The organism is Bradyrhizobium hipponense, assembly GCF_008123965.1.
Lineage (GTDB): Bacteria > Pseudomonadota > Alphaproteobacteria > Rhizobiales > Xanthobacteraceae > Bradyrhizobium > Bradyrhizobium hipponense.
Map to the genome: position 1 here is coordinate 1 of NZ_VSTH01000171.1, position 22,018 is coordinate 22,018.

A 22,018-nucleotide genomic window follows, 5' to 3' on the forward strand; every position below is an offset into this window, starting at 1 on the left:
GACCACTTGACTCAGTAGTATTAGCCCGGATCAATTAAATCTAGTCGCGATATTAGAGCCGTCACATAGCTGATGCCACTATTGCACCTCTCTGTCGTTAAAGACGACGTGCTCCACACGACAGAAAGCGCCCTTGAACCATCCCTCTTTCGATCAGATTTAGAGCACATCGGCGGCCGAAAGACGAGCGATGGGAAAGAGAACAGGGGAACATGCTATCAACCGGACATGCCGCGAGCCGCTACTCGAATCGACCCGTCGGAAAGGGAAGCAGCTTTGCCAGATCGACAAGTCAGAGCTCAGGCCGGCATTTTTCTTGACGGAGCAGTTAGTCGGTAAGATCATATTTGACTTGAGACGTATTCGATATCCAGAACTTTGGCTGGGGTCTTAGCGACAAGTCGCCGCGCAAAACGTTGGTCAGCGAATTCGGCCTTGCGATGCAGGTCGAGTCGCGACGCGGCAACGAGACGCGCAACGTCCTGGTTGATTTTGGTTTCACGCCGGAAGCCCTTCTCAACAACACGGATCTTCTTGGCATTGATCCCGCGGCCATCGAACGCCGAACTCGCGCTGAAGCACAGCCTGTCAGCGGCGACACAAACGCGGTCGTTTGCTGAAGTCGGGGACCTAGTGGTCCTGAGGTATTTCGGCAAAGTGCGCTCGTCGTGACCAAAACCTTGCAGGGCGGCAACCCCAACGAATATGCCCGTTGAGCAACCAACAAAGTTCGAACTAGCCATCAACCTCAGAACTGCAAAAGCGCTTGGGATAACGTCCCAGAGTTCTTCTTGTTGCGCGCAGATCAAGTGATCGAATGAGGTTGCTTTCCAGTCGCCGTAGCCTCGGACAATTCTTGGGTCGTCGATCCACGACATATCGGTGGACTTCTCTCCGGCAAAGGCGCACCGTTTCCGTGCTTCAATGACGTAGTGTAGTCTTGATGATACCGCTCGCGGGACGGTTCGGCGTGATGACGCGCGGGGGGTGGGCAGTCGCGGGAGGCTCAAATGGAAGGCGAAATCTCTCCAGACCGCATACTACAAATTGGCTTTGGGTTCTGGCCATCCAAGACGTTGTTGAGCGCCGTGGAACTGGAGCTCTTCTCGCGGCTTGCAGACGGTCCCAAAACTGGCCTCGAGCTGCAAGGCACCATCGGGCTGCATCCGCGTGCGACGTATGATTTTCTCGACACCCTTGTCGCGCTCGGATTACTGCAGAGGGATGGCGCTGGCACAACCGGCAAATACGGCAATACCCCTTCGACCGCGCTCTTCTTGGTTAAGCAGAGTCCCCAATACATCGGCGGGATACTCGAGATGGCGAACGCGCGGCTATATCGGTTCTGGGGCGATCTTACGCCGGCTCTGAAAACCGGAAAGCCTCAAAACGAGATCAAGGAGACAGGCAAGTCCATGTTCGACGCGCTCTATTCAGACCCGGCGCGCCTAGAGCAGTTCATGGACGCGATGAGCGGCATCTCCATGGGAAATTTCATGGCGTTCGCCGAGAAATTCGACTTTTCCAGATATAAGACCCTGGCGGATATCGGCGGCGCCACCGGCCAACTTTCGGCCATCGTCGCGGCACGGCATCCGCATATGCAATGCTGGACGTGCGATCTAGCCGATGTGCGGCCGATCGCCGAGCGGCGGGTCAGGGAGCGCAACCTTGGCGACCGGATCACTGCCGAGACGATTGACTTCTTCTCGGACGAGTTTCCCAAAGCAGACATCATCACGATGGGGATGATTCTTCACGACTGGAATCTCGAGAACAAGAAGATGCTGATCGCGAAGGCCTTCCGCGCGTTGCCGGTCGGCGGCGCGCTTGTTGCCATCGAGAACATCATCGACGACGAGCGCAGGCAAAACGCCTTCGGGCTCATGATGTCGCTGAACATGCTGATCGAGTTTGGCGATGCGTTTGACTTCACCGGGGCCCAGTTTACCGAGTGGTGTAAAGAGGCAGGGTTTAGCCGTTGTGAGATTATTCAGTTGGCAGGAGCTGCAAGTGCAGCGGTAGCTTATAAGTAGCATGTCCAACGTGAAATCCGGCACTACCAAAAGCACTCAGTGGTGTCCCGTCGCTACGCGGATGGGCTGTCGAGGGATCGTGTTATTGCTGCGGCGCATGAGTCCGTAGCTGGCCCTAGCGCAGCTCGGTCGATTTAACAGCCCAATCGCTAGAACTGATACCTCCTCAACCCCCCATCCACCGGAATCACCGTGCCCGTGATGTAGCGCGCCACGGGTGAGGCCAAAAACACCGCGAGTGCTGCGAGATCCTCCGGCTCGCCCCAATAGCCCACCGGAATCTCCTCCTCGGCAAAGCGCTCGCGATAGTCCGGCGGATAGTTGCGGCGGATCTGCTCGCTCATGATGCGGCCGGGCGGGATGCAGTTGATGGTGATGCCGTGCTCGCCGATCTCGCGCGACAGGCCCTTGGCCCAGGCGTGCACGGCGGCCTTGGCCGCGAACGCAGCGTTGAGTCCTTCCGGCTCGGACTTGCCGGTGATATTGATGATGCGGCCCCATTTGCGCGCCACCATCTGCGGCAGCAGTGCATGCGCGATGCGACGGTAGCTGGTGAAGTTCAGCGCGATCGCCTCGTCCCATTGGCTGTCGGGCGCATCGACCGGCAGCGGACGGCTGCCGCCGGCATTGTTGACGAGGATGTCGGCATGGCTGAGCTCCTTCAGCGCAAAGGCTGCGATGTTCTCGGCTGCATCCTTTGCCATCACGTCCTGCTCGAACGGGATGATTGCGCCGCCGCCGACCTCCTGCACCAGTTGGGCGAGCAGGTCGCCCCGCCGTGCCACCGCCACGATGCGCACGCCTTCGGCCGCCAGGCCCTTGGCGATGGCGCGGCCGATGCCGATGCTCGCGCCGGTGACGACAGCAGTTTTTGATGTGAGCCCGAGGTCCATGGTCAACGCTCTCTTGGTTGCTTCTTGCTTGTTGCTGTTCGTTTCCTGCCCATCCCTGCCGGCAGCGAATTGCCTGAGCGGGAGGAGCAGTGGTAACCAAGAGCCACGGTGAAGGAAACACGAAAAACGAAAAGGCGTGAGCCGATGGTCTGGGATCCGCAGCAATACCTGAAATTCTCCGGCCACAGGCTCCGGCCCGCGGTCGATCTCTTGATGCGGATTCCGGATTTCGCCCCGCGCGAGATTGCTGATCTCGGTGCCGGCGCCGGCAACGTCACCAAGCTGATCAAGGAGCGTTGGCCGGGCGCGACTGTGACCGGCGTCGAAGGCTCGGCCGAGATGGTCGCCGCGGGCCGGAAGGCCGCGCCGGACGTGGAGTGGTCGCATCAGGATCTCGGACACTGGCGTCCGGCGAAGCAATATGACGTGGTCTATTCCAATGCCGCACTGCACTGGCTGCCCAATCATGCGGCACTCTTTCCCTCGCTGATGGAGAAGGTGACGCCCGGCGGCATGCTCGCGGTGCAGATGCCGCGCAACTTCCTCGCGCCTTCCCATGTGCTGATCGGCGAGACTGCACTGAACGGGCCGTGGCGGTCCAAGGTCGAGCATCTCGTGACGCCGCCGCCGGTCGAAGGGCCGGCCTTCTATCACGATGTTCTTTTGCCCTTGTCCCAAAACATCGACATCTGGGAAACCGAATACCTCCAGGTGCTCGAGGGCGAGAATCCCGTGAAGGAGTGGACCAAGGGCACCTGGCTGACGCGTTATCTCGACGTGTTGCGGGGCGAAGAGAAAGCGGCGTTCGAGGCCGCCTATGGCGAGCGGGTAGCAAAGGCCTATCCGAAGAATGCGATGGGCCAGACGCTGTTCCCGTTCCGGCGGCTCTTCATGGTTGCCCAGCGCAAGGGCTGATGGCATTGCCGCAATGCGACATAAGCGCTCGCTGCGCAGGCTGGAGCGGGTGCTGAGTTGCGCAGACACCGGCGGGCAAGCTAGCTTGGCTGCGGCAAATTGGGCTTAGGTCTAGTTGTTCGGGTGGTGGATTGCTGCCACTACTCAAAACCGGAAAACAAAAAGAACCCGGTTCTAGAGGTTGTTGGGAGGTTACTTCATGCGCAAGCTGCTTCTTGCGGTCGCCGCCGCGGCTATTCTTGTGGTCCCAGCCGTCGCCGAGGCCCAGAGCCCGATCGTCATCAAGTTCAGCCACGTCGTCGCCAACGACACCCCGAAGGGCAAGGGCGCGCTCAAGTTCAAGGAGCTCGCCGAGAAGTACACCGACGGCAAGGTCAAGATCGAGGTCTATCCGAACTCCACGCTCTACAAGGACAAGGAGGAGATCGAGGCGCTGCAGCTCGGCTCCGTGCACATGCTGGCGCCCTCGACCGCGAAATTCGCGCCGCTCGGCGTCAAGGAATTCGAGGCGCTCGACCTGCCCTGGCTGTTCAAGGATGGCGAGACCTACGCCAACGCGATGAAGGGCACGGTCGGCAAATGGCTGTTCCAGAAGCTCGAGGCCAAGGGCATCACGGGGCTCGCTTACTGGGACAACGGCTTCCACATGGTCTCGGCCAACCGTCCGCTGGTGAAGCCGACCGATTTCCAGGGACTGAAATTCCGCATCTCCGGATCGAAGGTCGCCGACCAGTATTTCCGCCTGGTCGGCACGATTCCGCAGATCATGGCATTCTCGGAAGTCTACCAGGCGCTCCAGACCGGCGTGGTCGACGGCTGCGAGAACACGGCGTCGAATTACTGGACGCAGAAATTCTACGAAGTGCAGAAGGACATCACCGTGTCCTATCACGCGCATCTGCAATACGCCGTCATCGTGAACTCGAAATTCTGGTCCGGCCTGCCGCCCGATATTCGCACCCAGCTCGAGAAGGCGATGACCGAGGCGACCGACTATACCAACTCGATTGCGCGCCAGGAGAACGAGGACGCGCTCGCCGAGATCAAGAAGGTGGGCAAGACCACGCTGCATTATCTTACCGACGCCGATCGCAAGGCCTGGCAGGAGGCGATGCAGCCGACGTACAAATGGGCGAAGGGCCGGGTCGGGCAGGAGGTGCTCGATCTTCTCGCCAAGGAACTCGACGTCAAGATGAACTGACGGCCGCGCCTTATAACAACAATAACACGAACGGTCGGGGGTCACGCGCTCCCGGCCGTTTCGCTCTTGAATGAAGAGCCGATGCAGGGGGGACCAAGTTGCTGCGTGTTTTGAATCGTGTGCTCAATCATCTCGAAGAATGGCTGATCGCGACGCTCATTGCGGCCGCGACATCGCTGATCTTCGTCGCCGTGCTGCACCGCTACGGGGCGGGGCTGTCGATCGATCTCGCCAAATGGGCGGAAGCCCGCAACTTGAGCTTCCTTGCCGTGCCCGCGCGCGCGGTGTTCGTCTGGCTTGCCGACCTCGACCTGTCCTGGGCGCAAGAGCTCTGCATCTACATGTTCATCTGGATGGCCAAGTTCGGCGCGGCCTATGGCGTTCGCACCGGCATCCATGTCGGCGTCGACGTGCTCGTCAACATCCTGCCCGGTGGATCGCGCCGCCGCGTCATCACCTTCGGTCTTTTGTGCGGAGCGCTTTTCACGGCCATCGTCGCTTATTTCGGTGCCGCGTTCGTCGGCCAGATGTGGCAGACCGGCCAGCAGTCGAACGATCTCGAAGCGCCGATGTGGATGGTGTACCTGACTATCCCGCTCGGCTCCGGCTTGATGTGCTTCCGCTTCCTGCAGGTCGCCTGGTCGTTCTATCACACCGGCGAGCTGCCCCATCACGACATGGCCGGCGTCGAAGGCGTCGAGATAGACCCGGTTCATCCGGCTCCGGTCACGCGCAGCCAGGTTGTCCGCGACGAACGCAGTCCGCTCGGCTGGGTCCTGATGTTGTTGCCGGTCCTGATCGTCGCCTTGTGCTTCGCCCATTCGGCGCACGTCATCACGTTGCCGCAGGGACTGCGGGTCGCCGTGGTTTTCGCGCTTCTGCTGTCGCTGATGCTCACCGGCATGCCGATCTCGATCGCGCTCGGTCTGACCGTGCTCAGCTTCATGTTCACGCTGACCGACGTGCGAACCGAATCGGTGGCGCTGAAGCTGTTCACCGGCATCGAGAATTTCGAGATCATGGCGATCCCGTTCTTCATCCTCGCCGGCAACTTCCTGACCCATGGCGGGGTGGCGCGCCGGATGATCGCGTTTGCGACTGCGCTGGTCGGCCATTGGTACGGCGGGCTTGCGCTCTCGGGCGTGGTCGCCTGCGCGCTGTTTGCCGCGATTTCCGGCTCGTCGCCGGCGACCGTGGTGGCGATCGGCTCGGTGATCCTGCCCGCGATGGTCGCGCAGGGATTTCCAAAGCGGTTCGGCGCGGGCGTGATCACGACCTCCGGCTCGCTGGGCATTCTCATTCCACCCTCGATTCCGATGGTGCTTTTTGCCGTCTCCACCAACAGCTCCGTCGGCAAGCTGTTCATCGCCGGCATCGTGCCCGGGTTTGTGCTGGCCACGCTCCTCGGCGCGACGACGTTCTATCGCGCCTGGCGCAACGATTATCCGCGGATGCCGAAGGCGACCTTCATGCAGCGCCTCGATGCGTTCCGCAAGTCGATGTGGGGCATCCTGCTGATCGTGATCGTGATCGGCGGCATCTACAGCGGGCTGTTCACGCCGACCGAAGCTGCCGCCGTCAGCGCGGTCTACGCCTTCGTCGTTGCGGTGTTCATCTACAAGGACCTGAAGCTGCGGGACGTGCCGCGGGTGCTGCTGTCGTCGGCGAATCTTTCGGCGATGCTGCTCTACATCATCACCAACGCCGTCCTGTTCTCGTTCCTGATGACCTACGAGAATGTGCCGCAGGCGCTGGCGCAATGGATGATCGATCAGGGCCTCGGCTGGATCGGCTTCCTGCTCGTCGTCAACCTGCTGCTGCTGCTGGCGGGCAACGTGATGGAGCCGTCCTCGATCATCCTGATCATGGCGCCGATCCTGTTTCCGGTCGCGATCAAGCTCGGCATCGATCCGATCCATTTCGGTATCCTGATGACGGTCAACATGGAGGTCGGGCTGTGCCATCCGCCTGTCGGGCTCAACCTCTATGTCGCCTCCGGTATCGCCAAGATGGGTATCACCGAGCTCACGGTCGCGGTGTGGCCATGGCTCCTGACCATGCTGGCGTTCCTCGCGCTCGTGACCTACTGGCCGGGTCTGTCACTGTGGCTGCCGAATCTGCTGGGGATGTAGCGGCATACACGATGCACCCTCTCCCCTTGTGGGAGAGCGTGGCATAGGGCCTTCGGCCGCCGTTCTTAGAACGCCGATGCTTCGCATCGGCTATGGCGCAGCGGCGAGCCGGGTGAGGGGTATTTCTCCGCGCGCAAATTTCGTGATGGGAGTTCGCTGAAGCAACCCCTCATCCGGCGCTTCGCGCCACCTTCTCCCACAAGGGGAGAAGGGAAGAGGGCACCTGCTTATGTGTTTGCCCCCCTGCCCACGATGGCATTCACCTGCGAGATGCAGTTAGATGGCTACGACCGGCCGGGAGGAAGCAAAATGACTGAACACAGCAACACGCCGAAGGAAGCGTCGCCGTCCGTCATCGCGCAGCAGGACGCCATGCTGAACGCGCTGCCCTTTTCCGACACGCGGGATTTCGACGATGCCGCGCGCGGCTTCCTCGGCACGATCGAGAATGCGGCGATATCGAATCCGCAGGGGCGGACGGTCTGGAGCCTCGAGCCCTACGGCTTCCTGTCCACCGAAGCGGCGCCGCCGACGGTCAACCCGAGCCTGTGGCGCCAGTCGCGTCTCAACATGCATCACGGCCTGTTCGAGGTCGTGCCCGGCGTCTACCAGGTGCGCGGGCTCGACATCGCCAACATGACGCTGATCGAGGGCGAGCGCGGGGTCATCGTCGTCGACGCACTGACATCGATCGAAGGCGCCCGGGCTGCGCTCGATCTCTACTACAAGCACCGTGGCATGCGGCCGGTCGCGGCCGTGATCTTCACCCACACCCATACCGATCACTGGGGCGGCGCGCGCGGCGTGCTGGAGGAGGACGCGCTCGCCACCGGCCAAGTGCCGCTGATCGCCCCGAACCTGTTCATGGAGCATGCTGTTTCCGAGAACATCATCGCAGGACCGGCGATGCTGCGGCGGGCGCAGTACCAGTTCGGCCCGTTCCTCGCCAAGGGCGTGCGCGGGCAGGTCGATTGCGGCCTCGGCAAGTCGATGGCGGCAGGCTCGGTCGCACTGCTGCGCCCGACCGACCTGATCATGGCGACCGGCGACTGGCGTATGATCGACGGCGTCGAATTCGAATTTCAGATGGCGCCGAACAGCGAAGCACCGGCGGAGATGCATTTCTTCATTCCGCGCTACAAGCTGTTGAACCTCGCCGAGAACTGCACGCATAATTTTCACAACCTGCTGCCATTCCGCGGCGCCGATGTGCGTGACGCACTGGCCTGGTCGAAATATCTCGGCGAGGCGATGCAGCTATGGGACGGCAAGGCGGAGGCGATGTGCGGCCAGCATCACTGGCCGGTGTGGGGGCGCGAGCGCATCGGCACGATGATCCGCCAGCAGCGCGATCTCTACAAGTTCACGCATGACCAGACCATCCGCCTGATGAACCACGGTCTCAACGCCGCCGAGATCGCCGAGACCATTCAATTGCCGAAGAGCCTCGAAGGCGCCTGGCACGGCCGCGGCTATTACGGCCACATCCGCCACAATGTGAAGGCGATCTACCAGAAACATCTCGGCTGGTACGACGCCAATCCGGTCAATCTCGATCCGCTGCCGCCGGTCGAATCCGGCAAGAAGTACGTCGAATATATGGGCGGCGCCGACGCGATCCTCGCTCGCGCGCACAAGGACTATGACAAGGGCGAATTCCGCTTCGTGGCGCAGGCGCTCGGCCATCTCGTGTTCGCCGAGCCGGACAATGCGGCGGCGCGTGCGCTGCTGGCGGATACGCTGGAGCAGCTCGGTTATGCGGCCGAAAGCGCTACCTGGCGCAACGCCTATCTGTTCGGCGCCCAGGAATTGCGCCAGGGCATGCCGAAGACGCCGCCGCGTCCGCCGATTCCGCGCGAGACGCTCGCGGCGCTGCGCACCTCCCAGCTCTGGGACATGCTCGGCGTCCGCCTCAACGGCCCCAAGGCCGAGGGCAAGCACATCGTGCTGAACTGGAGCTTTTCCGACACCGGCGAGACTTTTGTGCTCAACCTGGAGAACTGCGCGCTCACCTATATCGCAGGCATGCAAGCGGAAGGCGCTGACGCCAGCTTCACATTGGCGCGCGCGACACTCGATGAAGTGATCGGGAAACTGACGAGCTTTCCGGAGGCGGTGGCCGCCGGCAAGGTCAAGCTCGCCGGCAACCCGATGCGGCTCGCCGAGCTGATGGGCCTGATGGACGAATTCCCGCGCATGTTCGAGATCGTCGAGCCGAAGCGGGCGGCGGTGAGGTAAGGCGTCTCTGTTGACGCGTTGGAGCCGCAACACATTCGGTCGTCGTCCCGGCGATGGCCGGGACCCATAACCCAGGCAGAAGTTCGGGGCGAGACTGGTAGCCACCAGTCTTCGCCAAACTACGCCCTGTGGTTATGGGTCCCGGATCTGCGCTTCGCTTGTCCGGGACGACAGTTGAGGTTGAGACCCGCTACTCCGCGCTGCTCACCAGCTTGATCCGCGGCGCCTGCTCCTCGGTCAGGTTGCGATAGGCGGCGAGATAGTCCAGCGCCATGCGCCGCGCGGTGAACCGCGTTTCGAACTGCTTGCGGATCGCGGCGCGGCTCAACTCCGGAAGCCGTTTGACTACGCCGGCCGCGCTGAGGACGTCCTCGACCACGAAGCCGGTCAGCCCCTCATCGATGATCTCAGGCACCGAGCCGCGATTGAAGGCGACCACCGGCGTTCCGCAGGCCATGGCCTCGATCATGACGAGGCCAAACGGCTCCGGCCAGTCGATCGGCAGCAGCAGGCCGAGCGCGCCGCTCAGGAAATCCGACTTCTCGTGATCGCTGATCTCGCCGATATATTCGACCAGCGGATTTTTCTCGATCATGGGCCGGATCAGCTCGTCATAATAATCCTGATCGGCGCGATCGACCTTGGCTGCGATCTTCAGCGGGATGCCGCAATGGGTGGCGATCTTGATGGCGCGGTCGACGCCCTTTTCCGGCGCGATGCGGCCGAGCACGGCGAGATATTCCTGGCGAGCCGGCCTCGGCGTCAGCAGGTTCTCCGGCAGGCCATGGTGAATGGTCCTCACCCAGTTGGCCTGCGGCACCGGACGCCGCTGCGCATTCGAGATCGAGATCACCGGAACCTTCGGAAACGTATTGAATACCGGCTGATGCTCGGGAAGATCGAGCCGGCCATGTAGCGTGGTCACGAACGGCGTCGGCTGGCGGTAGAACAGCGACCACGGATAGTAATCGAGATGAAAGTGGAGGAAGTCGAACTCCTCGTCGTCGCATTTTTGCCGCACCCGTTCCAGCATCACCATGTGCAGTGCGTTGGGATCGCGCACAGAACCGTCGAGCCGGAGTGCCCGCGGCCACAGAGCATCCAGCTTCGCGGATGTCTGCGAATCGCCGCTGGCGAACAGCGTTACATCGTGTCCCAAGGCAACCAGCTCTTCCGTCAACCAATGCACCACCCGCTCGGTGCCGCCATAAAGCTTGGGTGGAACAGCCTCCGTCAACGGAGCTACCTGCGCGATGCGCATCTCACCATCTCCTCTGTACGACCATGATTATAGAAAGCCCCCGCCTGTTCGGCACCGGCATACGCCAGCGAAGGGAACGTTCCCGCACTTGCGAAGTTCCTCTCAACGAATGTTACTTATTCGACACGTGGCGCGCGATCTTGGTCCTGCCATCAGCTGATCTCAGATCGTCCGCATCCCCATGTCGTGATGGTCTGGCTCGGGAACCGAGGCAAAGCGGTCGATGTTCAGTCGATCAGTAACAAAATTGGAATCATCACGACGGGGTCGCAGCTAAATGGATCATCTTTCTCGATACGCGCGCAGGCCATTTGCCTTTGTTCTGCGCTATCTACGGCGCCGTATGGCGTCGCATCTGGTGATCCTGACCGCCGTGGTGGCGGCGGTTGCCTGCTCAGTGGGCACGCAGTACGGCGTCAAGTCGCTGGTCGACAGCCTGTCGGCCGGACCTTCGCATGGCGGTAGCGTATGGCTGGCATTCGTTTTCCTCATGTCGCTGATTACCGCCGACAATTTCCTGTGGCGGATCGCGAGCTGGACCGCGAGCTTCACGTTCGTCCGCGTCACCGGCGATTTGCGCCGCGACATTTTCCGCCATCTGACCGGGCACGCGCCGAGCTATTTTTCGGACCGGATGCCGGGCATGCTCACCAGCCGCATCACCGCCACGTCGAATGCGGTGTTTACGGTCGAGAACATGTTCGTCTGGAATGTGCTCCCGCCTTGCATTGCCACAATTGCGGCAATCGCGCTGATTGGAACCGTCAGCCCTTATATGGCGCTCGGCCTGATCGTGATTGCCGGCGGCATGGTGCTGGCGATGTTCCACCTCGCCGCCGCCGGCAAGCCGCTGCATGACGATTTCGCCGACAAGGCGGCCGTGGTCGATGGCGAGATGATCGACGTCATCAGCAACATGCCGCTGGTTCGGGCCTTCTGCGGCATCACCCACGAGCACGAACGTTTCGACGCCACCGTCAATCGGGAACTCACCGCGCGCGGCCGCAGCCTGCGTTACCTGGAAAAGCTGCGGCTCACTCACGCCGGCGTGACCGTGGTGCTCACCGTTGCACTGATGGCCTGGGCGATCACGCTCTGGCAGCAGGGCGAGGCGACCACGGGCGACGTGGTGCTGGTCTGCACCCTCGGCCTCTCCATTCTCAATGCCACGCGCGATCTCGCGGTGGCCCTGGTCGACGTCACCCAGCACGTCGCGCGGCTGACCGAGGCAATCGCGACGCTGCTGGTGCCGCATGAACTGCGCGATCACCCCAATGCGGAACCGCTGGTCAAGAGCGGCGCCGCGATTGCGTTCAACAACGTCACCTTCGGCTATCCCGGCGGCGCGAAGATCTTCGAGCGATTCAGCCTGCGGCTCCAGCCGGGTCAGCGTGTCGGCCTGGTCGGCCAGTCCGGCGGCGGCAAGTCGACACTGTTCACGCTGCTCCAGCGCTTCTACGACGTCGACGAGGGCAGCGTGACCGTCGACGGGCAGGATATATCCAAGGTAACCCAGCTCAGCCTGCGCGAGGCGATCTCCGTCGTGCCACAGGATATCTCTCTGTTCCATCGCTCGATCCGCGAGAACATCCGTTACGGCCGCCCCAATGCGACCGACGACGAGGTGCTGCGGGCGGCGATCGCGGCGCGCTGCGATTTCGTCGAGAGCCTGCCGGAAGGTCTCGACACCATGGTCGGCGACCGCGGTGTCAAAATGTCCGGCGGCCAGCGCCAGCGCATTGCGATTGCGCGGGCGTTCCTCAAGGACGCGCCGATCCTGCTGCTGGACGAGGCGACCGCGGCGCTCGACAGCGAATCCGAGGAGGCGATCCGCGAAGCGCTGTCGCGCTTGATGCGTGGCCGCACCGTGATTGCGATTGCGCATCGGCTCGCGACGCTGCGCAATTTCGACCGTGTGGTCGTGTTGAAGAATGGTAAGATCATCGAGGACGGCTCACCCGAGCGTCTGATGCAGGGACACGGGCCCTATCGTGAGCTGGTTACGCAGGAAATGAGCCGGCTCTCGCAAGCCGCCGCGTAAATCAGAAGTCGCGTTCTCGTCGGTTGCGTTTCGAAACAAGCGCAGGGGAAGAGTTCATGTCGGCCGAAGCCGTAACCCAATTCGTCTCTGTGACGCGGACCCTGGAGCAGGTCGCCGAGCAGCCTTTCTACATTCCGATGACCGGGCCATCGGCCCGGCCGCGGCGTTCGCTCAAGCACGACGACACCTTCATCGTGCTCGACAGTCATGGCGACATCGGCGCCTCGGCCGGCGGGCCGGACGGTCTGTTCCATCACGACACGCGCTATCTTGCCCGGCTCGAGCTCGTGCTCGACGATCTCCAGCCGCTGCTGCTCGGCTCGAACCTACGTGACGACAATTCGGCGCTGACCGTCGACCTCACCAACCCGGACATCTACCGGGAGGGCAGCCTCGTTCTGCAAAAAGACCTGCTGCACATTGTTCGCACGATCTTCCTGTGGCGCGGTACGGCCTATCAGCGCATCGGCGTGCAGAACCATGGCGATCGGCGCACCAGCTTCCCGCTGACGCTGCTGTTCGGCAACGACTTCGCCGATTTGTTCGAGGTCCGCGGCGAGCGGCGGCCGCGCCGCGGCATCGGAACGAGCCGACTGTTCGGACCGACCGACGTGCTGTTCGAATATCGCGGCCTCGATGACGCCGAGCGTAGCGCTGGCTTGCATTTCGACCCGCGTCCGACCCGGCTCTCGGTCAATGCCGCGACCTGGGAACTCGATCTGGAGTCGCACCAGGCCAAGTCGCTGTTCGTGGCCGTCTCCTGCAACCGGCCGCCGGCGGAGAAGCCGGTGCCCTTCTTCCGGGGCCTGCTCGCCCATCGGCGCGAAATGCGCCAGTCGACCATGGGCGCCGCCAGCATCGAGACCTCCAATAACATTTTCAACGAAGTCCTGTGCCAGGCGATGGCCGATCTGAACATGTTGATGACCGAGACGCCGCAGGGACGTTATCCCTACGCCGGCATTCCCTGGTACTCGACGACGTTCGGCCGCGACGGGCTGATCACCGCGCTGCAGATGCTGTGGGTCGACCCGCGGATCGCCAAGGGCGTGTTGCGGCGGCTCGCGCATTTCCAGGCGAAAGCGGTCGATCCGCTGGCGGACGCCGCGCCGGGCAAGATTCTGCACGAGATGCGCGGCGGCGAGATGGCTGCGTTGGGCGAGGTGCCGTTCTCGCAATATTACGGCAGCGTGGATTCGACCGCGTTGTTCGTGCTGCTGGCCGGGCGGTATTTCGAGCGCACGGGCGACGAGAAGACGTTGATCGAGCTGTGGCCGGCGATCGAGGCGGGGCTCGCCTGGATCGACGGGCCCGGCGATCCCGATCAGGATGGCTTCGTCGAATATCAGCGGGCCACCGAAAAAGGTCTCGCCAACCAGGGCTGGAAGGACTCGTTCGACGCAATCTTCCATGCCGACGGCCAGCTTGCGGAGGGCAATATCGCGCTCGCCGAAGTCCAGGGCTACGTCTACGCGGCAAAGCAGTTCGCCGCGCGTTGCGCCTTGCGGCTCGGCAAGCCAGACCGCGTGAGGAAGCTCGAGGCGGAGGCCAAGGCGTTGGCCGAGCGCTTCGAGAAGGCGTTCTGGTGCGAGGAGCTTGGCACCTACGCGCTCGCGCTCGACGGCGGCAAGCGGCCTTGCAGGGTGCGGACTTCGAATGCGGGACAGGTCCTGTTCAGCGGCATGATCCGCGAGGACCGCGCGCGGCTGGTCGCTGCCGACCTGATGCGGCCGCACTTCTTCTCGGGCTGGGGCATCCGCACCGTCGCGCAAGGCGAGGTGCGCTATAACCCGATGTCCTATCATGACGGCTCGATCTGGCCGCACGACAATGCATTGATTGCACTCGGGCTCGCACGCTATGGGCTCAAGCATTGTGTCGCGCACGTCTTCAAGGGCCTGTTCGACGCTGCGACCTATATGGACCTGCGGCGGCTGCCCGAATTGTTCTGCGGGTTCCGACGCGAAAAGCGGCGCGGTCCGACGCTCTATCCGGTGGCGTGCGCGCCGCAGGCCTGGGCCAGCGCGACGCCGTTCACGCTGCTGGAGGCGGCGCTGGGAATCGAATTCGACGTGGCGCGCGGCGAAATCCGGCTGCGCAATCCGCATCTGCCGTCGTTCTTGAACGAGGTGATCCTGCGCGATCTGCGACTGGGCGAGTCCAGCGTCGATCTGCGCGTCAGCCGCCACGGCGACGATGTGGCGCTGGAGGTGCTGCGCACGCGCGGCCAGATCCAGGTGTCGATCGTGCTGGCACGCTAGCAAGGCGGGCCGCGAGGAGGGTATATGCGTGCCGCTGGATGGTTGGTTCTGAGCGTTGCGATCGCCGCGGGCTTCACCGCCCCGGTGTCGCGCGCCGCGGAGGAGCAGCCCGTGCCCCCAAGTGAAGCAAATGCGCCGCCGACGGCACAGCCGCCGGCGTCAACGGTGCCGGTCACGCCAAAGGATGCCGCGCCGCCGCCGTCGGTGACGATCATCGGCGCGAGCGATGCCCATGGTGTCCTCGGCCGCGACGTGCGGAGCGCCGCGGACGAGGGCATGGGGCGCATCGTCGACATCATCGTCGATCGCACCGGTCATGTGCGCGCCGCCGTGATCGATTTCGGCGGCTTTCTCGGCGTCGGCAGCCGCAGGATCGTGGTGGACTGGAACGCGATGCGATTCGGCAAGATCGCCAACAAGAAGGACAGCATCACGCTGGAACTGACCAAGGCGCAAGTCGCGGCTGCGCCGGAATACAAGGAAGACGCGCCGATCGTCGTGCTTGGCGCATCCGGCAGCCTGCAACCGCTGCAAGCGATCCAGTGAGGCACGGGGAGGGATGGCCGCCTGTGTTGTCGTCGAGAAAGCCGAACCATGCCGCCGGAGATCGCGGTCGCCACGTTGAGCTGGACAACGTCGCCGCGCCGCCGCCGGCCGGTATTCCGGCTCCCTCACGCCAGAGCCTGCGCGGCCTCGACTGGTTCATCTTCTTTCTTGCTGACGTCCAGACAGGATTTGGCCCCTTCATCGCGGTCTATCTGACGACGCAGAAATGGACCCAGGTCGAAATCGGCCTCGTGCTGTCGATCGGTGGCATCGTTGCCCTGATCGGGCAGATGCCGGGTGGCGCGATCATCGACGCCGCGAAATCCGAGCGGCTGGTCGCGGCGCTTGCGATCGTGACGATCGGCTGCTGCGCGCTGGCCTATGCGGCCATGCCGATCCTTCCCGTGGTGGTGGCTGCGGCCACATTGCACGCGGCTGCGAGTTGCGTGCTGGGTCCGGCGATCGCGGCGATCAGCCTCGGTCTGGTCGGCCCGGTCGCGATCGGCGAGCGGCTCGGCCGCAACGCGCGCTTCGCCTCCATTGGCAACGGCGTCGCCGCCGCGGTGATGGGCACCGCCGGCTATCTTCTGTCGAGCCGCTCGGTGTTCCTGGTCACCTTCCTGCTCGCGATCCCCACTCTGATCGCGCTCTCGCGCATCCGCGAACATGAGGTCGACATTGCACGCTGCCACGGCGAGATGCCGCGTGAAGCGGCGGACCGTGGTGACACCAATCTTTGGCACTTGATCCGGCAGCGTCCGCTCATTGTCTTCGCGCTCAGCGTGCTGCTGTTGCAGCTCGCGAATGGCGCAATGATGCCGCTGATGGCAAGCGCGGTGACGGCGCGGTCGAGCCAATGGGCGACGGTGCTCGTCGCCTTTTGCATTGTCGTGCCGCAGGCGATCGTGGCACTGCTCTCGCCCTCGGTCGGACGCAAGGCGCAGCTGTGGGGCCGACGGCCGCTGCTGTTGATCGGCTTCGGTGCGCTGACGATCCGTGGTCTGTTGTTCGCAACCGTGCGCGATCCCTATCTGCTGGTGTTGGTGCAGGTGTTCGACGGCTTCACCGCGGCGGTGTTCGCGGTGATGATTCCGCTGATCGTGGCGGACGTCGCCTTCGGCAGCGGCCATTTCAATCTCGCCCAAGGCATCGTCGGCACAGCCACCGGCATCGGCGCGTCGCTGAGCACGGTGCTCGGCGGCTATGTCAGTGACAAGTTCGGCAATGCCACCGCCTTCATCGGGCTCTCCGGCGTCGCCGCGACCGGATTTGTGCTGATCCTCCTGGTGATGCCGGAAACCCGTCGCTTCGCGGCTAGATAGATGGACAAGAAGATGGCCGGCCGAAACGAGTTCGGCCGGCCAAGTCGATCGTCGGCGGGGAGGGAGAGATCAGGCGTCGAGACTGTGCAGGCGCTGGCGGTTGCGCAGCACGATCTGGCGGGCGCCGGAGAAGCCCAAAATGCCCTGTGCGTGAAGCTGCGACAGCGCGCGCGACACGGTCTCCAGTGTGAGGCCCAGATAGTCGCCGATGTCGCGCCGGCACATCGGCAGCGCCATCATGCTGGCGACGGCCAGGCGGCGGTCCATTTCGAGCAGGAAAGTTGCAACGCGCTCCATTGCGGTCTTGCGTCCGAGCAGAAGCATGTGATCCTCGGCGTGGCGCAGCTCTCCAGCCGTCATGACCCATAGCTTGCGGGCGACCAGGACGTCGATGCCTGCGGCCTTCTCGAGGCTCGAACGCTTTACGAGCCGTACGGCGGTGTCGATAATGGCTTCGGCCGCAAGGCGGTGAGCAGGGCCGGATTCGAGGCCGAACACGTCGCCGGGAAGATGGAAAGCGCCAATCTGGCGGCGGCCGTCGGAGAGGAGCTTGTAGCTGCGCACGGCGCCGGAGACGACCTGGTAGACATATTCTGCCGGTTCGTCCTCGCCGTAGATCTCCTCGTCCTTGCGATAGGAGAATTCGGTGGCGACGAGACCGACATGGCCAGTGATCGCGCCGAACTGGTCGGACACGGGATGCGCTGGGGCGATCTTGCTGCCGTTGATCTGGGTCTTGATCGGCTGGGTGTTGAACGTCTGGGTCAGCATCTGCGCCATCTCCGTTGTGGTGACGCATTGCTACGCGGGATTGCGGGAACTGGAAATTTCGAGCGATATCTTAGGGAGGTGCCCTTACGTAGAATCCCGCAGGTCAGGTTTCGTGCCGGTCCTGGATGGCGCGGCGGATGCCCTTGACCAGATTTTCGTCGAGAAGCGGCTTCAAAATCACGTCTTTCACGCCTGCCGCCGCCGCCCGGGCGGCGATGTTCTGGTCGGGATAGCCGGTGATCAGGATCACGGGCGTATCGCCGTCGGATTGGCGCAGGCGGGAGCTCAACTCGATGCCGTTGATGTCGGGCATCTTGTAGTCGATCACGTAACAGTCGGCGCGGGATGGGCCCGCCGCATTGAGCAGCGCCGTGGCATTCCTGAAGGTCCGCACGGCAAAACCGTCGGTTTCCAACAGGAAGCGCAGGGAGCCCAGCACGGCGGCATCGTCATCGACCACATAGACGGTGGGCTTTGCCGATGACGCCGTTGGGAGCCGCTGATGCTGCGAGCCGATCTCGATCATGCTGACTGGCTAGCACAGGCCGGCGCAAGGGCCTTGACCTGTCTCAATCCTTGATTAGGCCGGCGCGCATGGCCAGCCGCACCAGCTCCGAGAGGCTGTTGGCCTGCATCTTGGTCATCACATTGGCCCGGTACACCTCGATGGTACGCGGGCTGATGTCATATTCGCGGGCGATCAGCTTGTTGGAGAGGCCTGCGATCAGCCCCTCCATGACCTGCCGTTCGCGTGGGCTCAAGGAGGCGACGCGGGCGGCAATATCCTGGGCGACAGCCTCGCTCCTGGCGGCCGGCTCGGCTTGGCGGATCGCGGATTCAATCATGGTGATGAGGCGGTCGTCCTCGAACGGTTTCTCGAGAAAATCGATCGCACCGAGCTTCATCGCCTCGACCGCGAGCGGTACGTCGCCGTGACCGGTCATGATCACGATTGGAAACGGGCAGTTCTTCGTCTTCATCCGCTTCAGCAGCTCCATCCCGTCGAGGCCGGGCATGCGCACGTCGGAGACCACACAGCCGAAGGCGAGGCCGGGCAGGGCGTCGAGGAAGGCTTGCGCGTCGTCGAACAGCGTGACGCCAAAGCCGGAAGAATCCAGCAGGAAGTTCAGCGAATCCCGCATCGCCTCGTCGTCGTCGATGACGTAGATCATTCCCTTGGTCGTCATGGATCAGTTCTCGTCGGCTGCCGGCAGGGTGAAGCGGAATGTCGCGCCGCCTGATGCGTTGCTCTCGGCCCACATGCGGCCGCCGTGAGCCTCGATGATCGAGCGGCTGATCGACAGTCCAACGCCCATGCCGGTGTCCTTGGTGGTGAAGAAGGTTTGAAACAGGTGTGGAATTACGTCGTCCTGGAAGCCGGATCCGGTGTCTGACACCTCGACCTCGATCATGTCGTCGGCGACGGGCGTATTGGTGAGGACGAGTTCGCGTCGCGGCGACTGCGCCATCGCTTCCAGCGCGTTGCGGAACAGATTGACCAGCACCTGCTGGATCTGCACCCGGTCGGCGAGCACGAGGTCGGCGTCCGGATTGAGGCTGAAGCGAAGCTGCACGTTCTGCTCGCGCGCGCCGGCAAGCCCGAGCGCGCCGGCCTCCTCGATCAGCTTGGAGAGGCTCTCGACCCGCTTCTCCGATTCGCCGCGGGAGACGAAGTCGCGCAGGCGACGGATGATCTGGCCGGCGCGCAACGCCTGCTCGGCGGCGCGGTCCAGTGCGCTCTCGATCTTCGCCGCATTCGGATCGTGGCTTCCGGCGAGCAGCCGCCGCGAGCCCTTCATGTAGTTGCTGATCGCGGCCAGCGGCTGGTTGAGCTCGTGGGCGAGCGCGGACGCCATTTCGCCCATCGCGCTCAAGCGCGAGACGTGGACGAGCTCGGATTGCAATTCCTGGAGCTGCGCCTGAGTTTGCTGATGCTCGGTAAGGTCGCGGACGAAACCGGTGAAATAGGGCTCGCCGCCCGTCTGCATCTCGCCGATCGACAGGTGCATCGGAAAGGTCGTTCCGTCGCGCCGTTTGCCAGTCACGATCCGGCCGATGCCGATGATGTGCGGATCGCCGGTTGTACGGTATCGGGCGATGTAGCTGTCATGACGGGTGCGGTCTGGCTCCGGCATCAGGATGCTGACGTTCTGGCCGATCGCCTCGAGCTCCGACCAGCCGAACAGACGCTCGGCGGCCGTGCTGAATAGCTGAATGATGCCGTGGCCGTCGATGACGATCATTGCATCGGGAACGGTGTGGAGGATCGAGCGGAGGTGAGTCTCGCGGGTGCGCAGCGCTTCCTCGACCTGCTTCTCCTCGTCGATGTCGAGAAATATGCCGCTGAGATGCCGGGCCGCCCCGGCCTCGTCCCGGATGAGTCCCGCGCGGGCGCGAATCCACTGTCCTGTGCCGGAGGTGCCCCCGACTCTGAAAGACACGTCGAAGCCGCCGCCCCACTCGGAGACGCGCTTGATTGCGCTCTCGATCCGCTCGCGGTCCTCAGGCTCGAGACGCGACAGGAACAGGTCGTAGCTCGCCGGCCGGCCGCGTTCGACGCCGAGCAAAATCCCGGCGGTCTCGGACCAGTCCAGCTCCCGCGTTTTGAGGTCGAAATCCCAGGTGCCGACGCCGAATCCCTCGATCCGGACCCGAAAATGCTCGCCGCGAGCGTCGTCTAGCGGATGCGTTACGCGCGTCGGCGGCAAATGATTGCTCCCATCGTCATGCGGCAGCCGGATGCAGTTCTGTTGCGGCAATGTCGCCCAAGGCCGGGCAAGAGGCAAGTTCGGATGTCTGATTCGGATTTCCCGTGCCATGGCGCGGAGCGGTTTGATCTATCTCATCCTCTCGAACCGCGGCGGGCCTACTATTTTGCGAAAGCTCACCGCAGCGGAGACTCCCGATGACATACGCGACCGTGATGGTCAGCCTGGCGCTCGATCAGCCCAACGAGGCGCGTCTTCAGGTCGCGGGCGAGTTCGCCGAACGATTCGAGGCCGCCATCGTCGGGGTTGCCGCGGCGCAGTTCGCCCCGCCACTCTATTTCGCCGACGGCGCCGAGGCCCAGGGCCTGATCGACCAGGGTGAGGCCTGCGTCAAGAGGCGCCTTGCGGGTCTGGAGGCGCAATTCCGCGCTGCGACGAGGAATCGCGACGGACATGCGCAGTGGCGCAGCGCGATGGATTTTCCGGCGCGGTTCGTCCTGGCGCAGGCGCGCTGTGCCGACATTCTCGTCAGCGGCGGGCGCAGCCCGGCGTTCTCCGATGCCTTCGCGCTCGCCAGCCCCAAGGATCTGGTGATGCAAGCCGGCCGCCCGCTTCTGGTCGTGCCCGACGGGGTCACCTGGCTCGATCTGCGCAGCGTGCTGGTGGCGTGGAAGGATACCCCGGAGGCCCGGCGGGCGTTGGCCGGCGCGCTGCCGATGCTGCGCAAGGCCGGGGAGGTCACCGTCGCCGAAATTCCCGAGGGCGATGAGGCCCGCGCGGCCGTGATGGCGCGCGTCACCGATGTTGCCGCATGGCTCGCCCGACACGGTATCACCGCGACCGCACGCGTCCCGGACGGCGGGCGGAACCAAACTGCTGCCGAACAACTGGAGACGCTCGCCGGCGACGTCGGAGCCGGGCTGATCGTCGCCGGTGCTTACGGTCATTCGCGCTTCCGCGAGCTGATCCTCGGGGGCGTTACCCAATATCTGGTCGCGCAAACCGCCCGCTGCGTGCTGCTGTCGCATTGACGGCGGGGCAGCCATAGAACGAATCGATGAGGATGCACTGTGTACAAATTCCTTGAGCAGACCGTCGATGGCTACATGACGCGCAACGTCCGGACGGTAAAGCGCGATCTCGACATGCTCCAACTCAGCGAGATGTTCGAGCAGGACGATTTCAACAGTTATCCAGTCGAGGACGACGAGCAAGTCGTCGGCATCGTCACCAAATTCGACATCCTGAAGTGCTTCGCCTTCACGCCGAACCAGATGCTGCCGCGCTATCGCGACCTGATGAGCCGCAAGGTCGGCGACGTCATGACGCCCGAGTTCATCTATGTCAGTCCCGACACGAGGTTGACGCGCGTGCTCCAGATCATGGTCGAGCATCGCATCAGGAGCATCATCGTGCTCGACGGTGCACAGAAGCTGGTCGGCATCATCGCCCGCGAGGACGTCATCGCGGCGCTCAAGGCGACCGCGTGCGATTGAACTTTTTCCCTTCTCCCCTTGTGGGAGAAGGTGGCATAGGCGGCCTTCGGCCGCCGTTCTTAAGAACGCCGAAGCGGAGCTTCGGCTATGGCGCCGGATGAAGGGTCTCTTTCGGCGGAGAGACTTTCGATGCCGAGCCAACCCCTCACCCATATGAGTTTGCGGCGCGGTCCTCGCTGCCCTCTCCCACAAGGGGC

18 protein-coding genes and 1 pseudogene are annotated in these 22,018 nt (G+C 63.3%); 12 read left to right on the plus strand and 7 right to left on the minus strand.

The window, feature by feature from the left end:
- Positions 1-341 precede the first annotated feature (341 nt).
- Positions 342-878, minus strand: a complete 537-nt coding sequence (locus FXV83_RS37240) for a hypothetical protein (RefSeq protein ID WP_148744697.1) — start codon at positions 876-878, stop codon at positions 342-344.
- 132 nt (positions 879-1,010) lie between these two features.
- Between FXV83_RS37240 and FXV83_RS37245 the strand changes: the two genes are divergently transcribed.
- Positions 1,011-2,036 carry a methyltransferase gene (locus FXV83_RS37245; protein WP_148744699.1) on the plus strand — a complete coding sequence of 342 codons (1,026 nt, stop codon included), beginning with the start codon at positions 1,011-1,013 and terminating at the stop codon, positions 2,034-2,036.
- Between the two features lie 149 nt (positions 2,037-2,185).
- On the opposite strand, the gene FXV83_RS37250 is transcribed toward FXV83_RS37245, so the two are convergent.
- The gene (locus FXV83_RS37250) at positions 2,186-2,929 is read right to left on the minus strand and encodes an SDR family NAD(P)-dependent oxidoreductase (RefSeq protein WP_148744701.1); all 744 of its coding nucleotides are present in this window, start codon (positions 2,927-2,929) and stop codon (positions 2,186-2,188) included.
- Positions 2,930-3,073: 144 nt separating this feature from the next.
- Here FXV83_RS37250 and FXV83_RS37255 point away from each other — a divergent pair, with 144 nt between their 5' ends.
- From FXV83_RS37255 to FXV83_RS37270, 5 genes and pseudogenes are all read left to right on the plus strand, one after another.
- Complete coding sequence (locus tag FXV83_RS37255; RefSeq protein ID WP_148744703.1) at positions 3,074-3,844, plus strand: methyltransferase domain-containing protein; 771 nt, start codon at positions 3,074-3,076, stop codon at positions 3,842-3,844.
- A gap of 199 nt (positions 3,845-4,043) precedes the next feature.
- The gene (locus FXV83_RS37260; protein ID WP_148744705.1) at positions 4,044-5,045 is read left to right on the plus strand and encodes a DctP family TRAP transporter solute-binding subunit; all 1,002 of its coding nucleotides are present in this window, start codon (positions 4,044-4,046) and stop codon (positions 5,043-5,045) included.
- A gap of 284 nt (positions 5,046-5,329) precedes the next feature.
- Positions 5,330-5,674 (plus strand): annotated as a pseudogene (locus FXV83_RS45265) (TRAP transporter small permease); the annotation flags it as partial.
- Positions 5,675-5,896: 222 nt separating this feature from the next.
- Positions 5,897-7,177, plus strand: coding sequence for a TRAP transporter large permease (locus FXV83_RS45270; protein WP_235940529.1), 1,281 nt, complete (start codon positions 5,897-5,899; stop codon positions 7,175-7,177).
- A gap of 309 nt (positions 7,178-7,486) precedes the next feature.
- A complete protein-coding gene (locus FXV83_RS37270; protein WP_148744709.1) occupies positions 7,487-9,415 on the plus strand; it encodes an alkyl/aryl-sulfatase in 1,929 nt (642 codons plus the stop codon).
- 190 nt (positions 9,416-9,605) lie between these two features.
- Here the strand turns inward: FXV83_RS37270 and FXV83_RS37275 are convergent, their stop codons facing one another.
- Positions 9,606-10,676, minus strand: coding sequence for a glycosyltransferase family 4 protein (locus FXV83_RS37275; protein WP_148744711.1), 1,071 nt, complete (start codon positions 10,674-10,676; stop codon positions 9,606-9,608).
- A gap of 277 nt (positions 10,677-10,953) precedes the next feature.
- On the opposite strand from FXV83_RS37275, the gene FXV83_RS37280 reads away from it, so the two are divergent.
- The 4 genes from FXV83_RS37280 to FXV83_RS37295 are packed head-to-tail and all read left to right on the plus strand — an operon-like array spanning position 10,954 to position 16,846.
- A complete protein-coding gene (locus FXV83_RS37280) occupies positions 10,954-12,717 on the plus strand; it encodes an ABC transporter ATP-binding protein (RefSeq protein WP_148744713.1) in 1,764 nt (587 codons plus the stop codon).
- A gap of 56 nt (positions 12,718-12,773) precedes the next feature.
- A complete protein-coding gene (locus FXV83_RS37285; protein WP_148744715.1) occupies positions 12,774-14,978 on the plus strand; it encodes an amylo-alpha-1,6-glucosidase in 2,205 nt (734 codons plus the stop codon).
- Positions 14,979-15,002: 24 nt separating this feature from the next.
- Positions 15,003-15,524: a PRC-barrel domain-containing protein gene (locus tag FXV83_RS37290; protein WP_187436433.1), complete on the plus strand. Its 522-nt coding sequence runs from the start codon at positions 15,003-15,005 to the stop codon at positions 15,522-15,524.
- Positions 15,525-15,547: 23 nt separating this feature from the next.
- Positions 15,548-16,846, plus strand: a complete 1,299-nt coding sequence (locus FXV83_RS37295; protein ID WP_187436434.1) for an MFS transporter — start codon at positions 15,548-15,550, stop codon at positions 16,844-16,846.
- Between the two features lie 69 nt (positions 16,847-16,915).
- Here the strand turns inward: FXV83_RS37295 and FXV83_RS37300 are convergent, their stop codons facing one another.
- From FXV83_RS37300 to fixL, 4 genes are all read right to left on the minus strand, one after another.
- The gene (locus FXV83_RS37300; protein ID WP_187436435.1) at positions 16,916-17,617 is read right to left on the minus strand and encodes a helix-turn-helix domain-containing protein; all 702 of its coding nucleotides are present in this window, start codon (positions 17,615-17,617) and stop codon (positions 16,916-16,918) included.
- Between the two features lie 103 nt (positions 17,618-17,720).
- Positions 17,721-18,143 (minus strand): response regulator, encoded by a 423-nt coding sequence (locus FXV83_RS37305; protein ID WP_148744721.1) that lies wholly within the window; start codon positions 18,141-18,143, stop codon positions 17,721-17,723.
- A gap of 43 nt (positions 18,144-18,186) precedes the next feature.
- The gene (fixJ, locus tag FXV83_RS37310; RefSeq protein ID WP_148744722.1) at positions 18,187-18,804 is read right to left on the minus strand and encodes a response regulator FixJ; all 618 of its coding nucleotides are present in this window, start codon (positions 18,802-18,804) and stop codon (positions 18,187-18,189) included.
- Positions 18,805-18,807: 3 nt separating this feature from the next.
- Complete coding sequence (gene fixL, locus FXV83_RS37315) at positions 18,808-20,325, minus strand: sensor protein FixL (RefSeq protein WP_148744724.1); 1,518 nt, start codon at positions 20,323-20,325, stop codon at positions 18,808-18,810.
- Between the two features lie 197 nt (positions 20,326-20,522).
- On the opposite strand from fixL, the gene FXV83_RS37320 reads away from it, so the two are divergent.
- Positions 20,523-21,356, plus strand: a complete 834-nt coding sequence (locus FXV83_RS37320; RefSeq protein ID WP_148744726.1) for a universal stress protein — start codon at positions 20,523-20,525, stop codon at positions 21,354-21,356.
- 39 nt (positions 21,357-21,395) lie between these two features.
- Positions 21,396-21,821, plus strand: coding sequence for a CBS domain-containing protein (locus FXV83_RS37325; protein WP_148744728.1), 426 nt, complete (start codon positions 21,396-21,398; stop codon positions 21,819-21,821).
- The last annotated feature ends 197 nt before the right edge of the window (positions 21,822-22,018 follow it).

What these genes read in the sequence shown, in the direction of transcription:
- FXV83_RS37240 (WP_148744697.1), bottom strand. Translation starts at nt 878, where the DNA reads ATGTCGTGGATCGACGACCCAAGAATTGTCCGAGGCTACGGCGACTGG.
- FXV83_RS37255 (WP_148744703.1), top strand. Translation starts at nt 3,074, where the DNA reads ATGGTCTGGGATCCGCAGCAATACCTGAAATTCTCCGGCCACAGGCTC.
- FXV83_RS37290 (WP_187436433.1), top strand. Translation starts at nt 15,003, where the DNA reads ATGCGTGCCGCTGGATGGTTGGTTCTGAGCGTTGCGATCGCCGCGGGC.
- FXV83_RS37305 (WP_148744721.1), bottom strand. Translation starts at nt 18,143, where the DNA reads ATGATCGAGATCGGCTCGCAGCATCAGCGGCTCCCAACGGCGTCATCG.
- FXV83_RS37275 (WP_148744711.1), bottom strand. Translation starts at nt 10,676, where the DNA reads ATGCGCATCGCGCAGGTAGCTCCGTTGACGGAGGCTGTTCCACCCAAG.
- FXV83_RS37285 (WP_148744715.1), top strand. Translation starts at nt 12,774, where the DNA reads ATGTCGGCCGAAGCCGTAACCCAATTCGTCTCTGTGACGCGGACCCTG.
- FXV83_RS37280 (WP_148744713.1), top strand. Translation starts at nt 10,954, where the DNA reads ATGGATCATCTTTCTCGATACGCGCGCAGGCCATTTGCCTTTGTTCTG.
- FXV83_RS37260 (WP_148744705.1), top strand. Translation starts at nt 4,044, where the DNA reads ATGCGCAAGCTGCTTCTTGCGGTCGCCGCCGCGGCTATTCTTGTGGTC.
- FXV83_RS37300 (WP_187436435.1), bottom strand. Translation starts at nt 17,617, where the DNA reads ATGCTGACCCAGACGTTCAACACCCAGCCGATCAAGACCCAGATCAAC.
- fixJ (WP_148744722.1), bottom strand. Translation starts at nt 18,804, where the DNA reads ATGACGACCAAGGGAATGATCTACGTCATCGACGACGACGAGGCGATG.
- FXV83_RS37250 (WP_148744701.1), bottom strand. Translation starts at nt 2,929, where the DNA reads ATGGACCTCGGGCTCACATCAAAAACTGCTGTCGTCACCGGCGCGAGC.
- FXV83_RS37245 (WP_148744699.1), top strand. Translation starts at nt 1,011, where the DNA reads ATGGAAGGCGAAATCTCTCCAGACCGCATACTACAAATTGGCTTTGGG.
- FXV83_RS37320 (WP_148744726.1), top strand. Translation starts at nt 20,523, where the DNA reads ATGACATACGCGACCGTGATGGTCAGCCTGGCGCTCGATCAGCCCAAC.
- FXV83_RS37270 (WP_148744709.1), top strand. Translation starts at nt 7,487, where the DNA reads ATGACTGAACACAGCAACACGCCGAAGGAAGCGTCGCCGTCCGTCATC.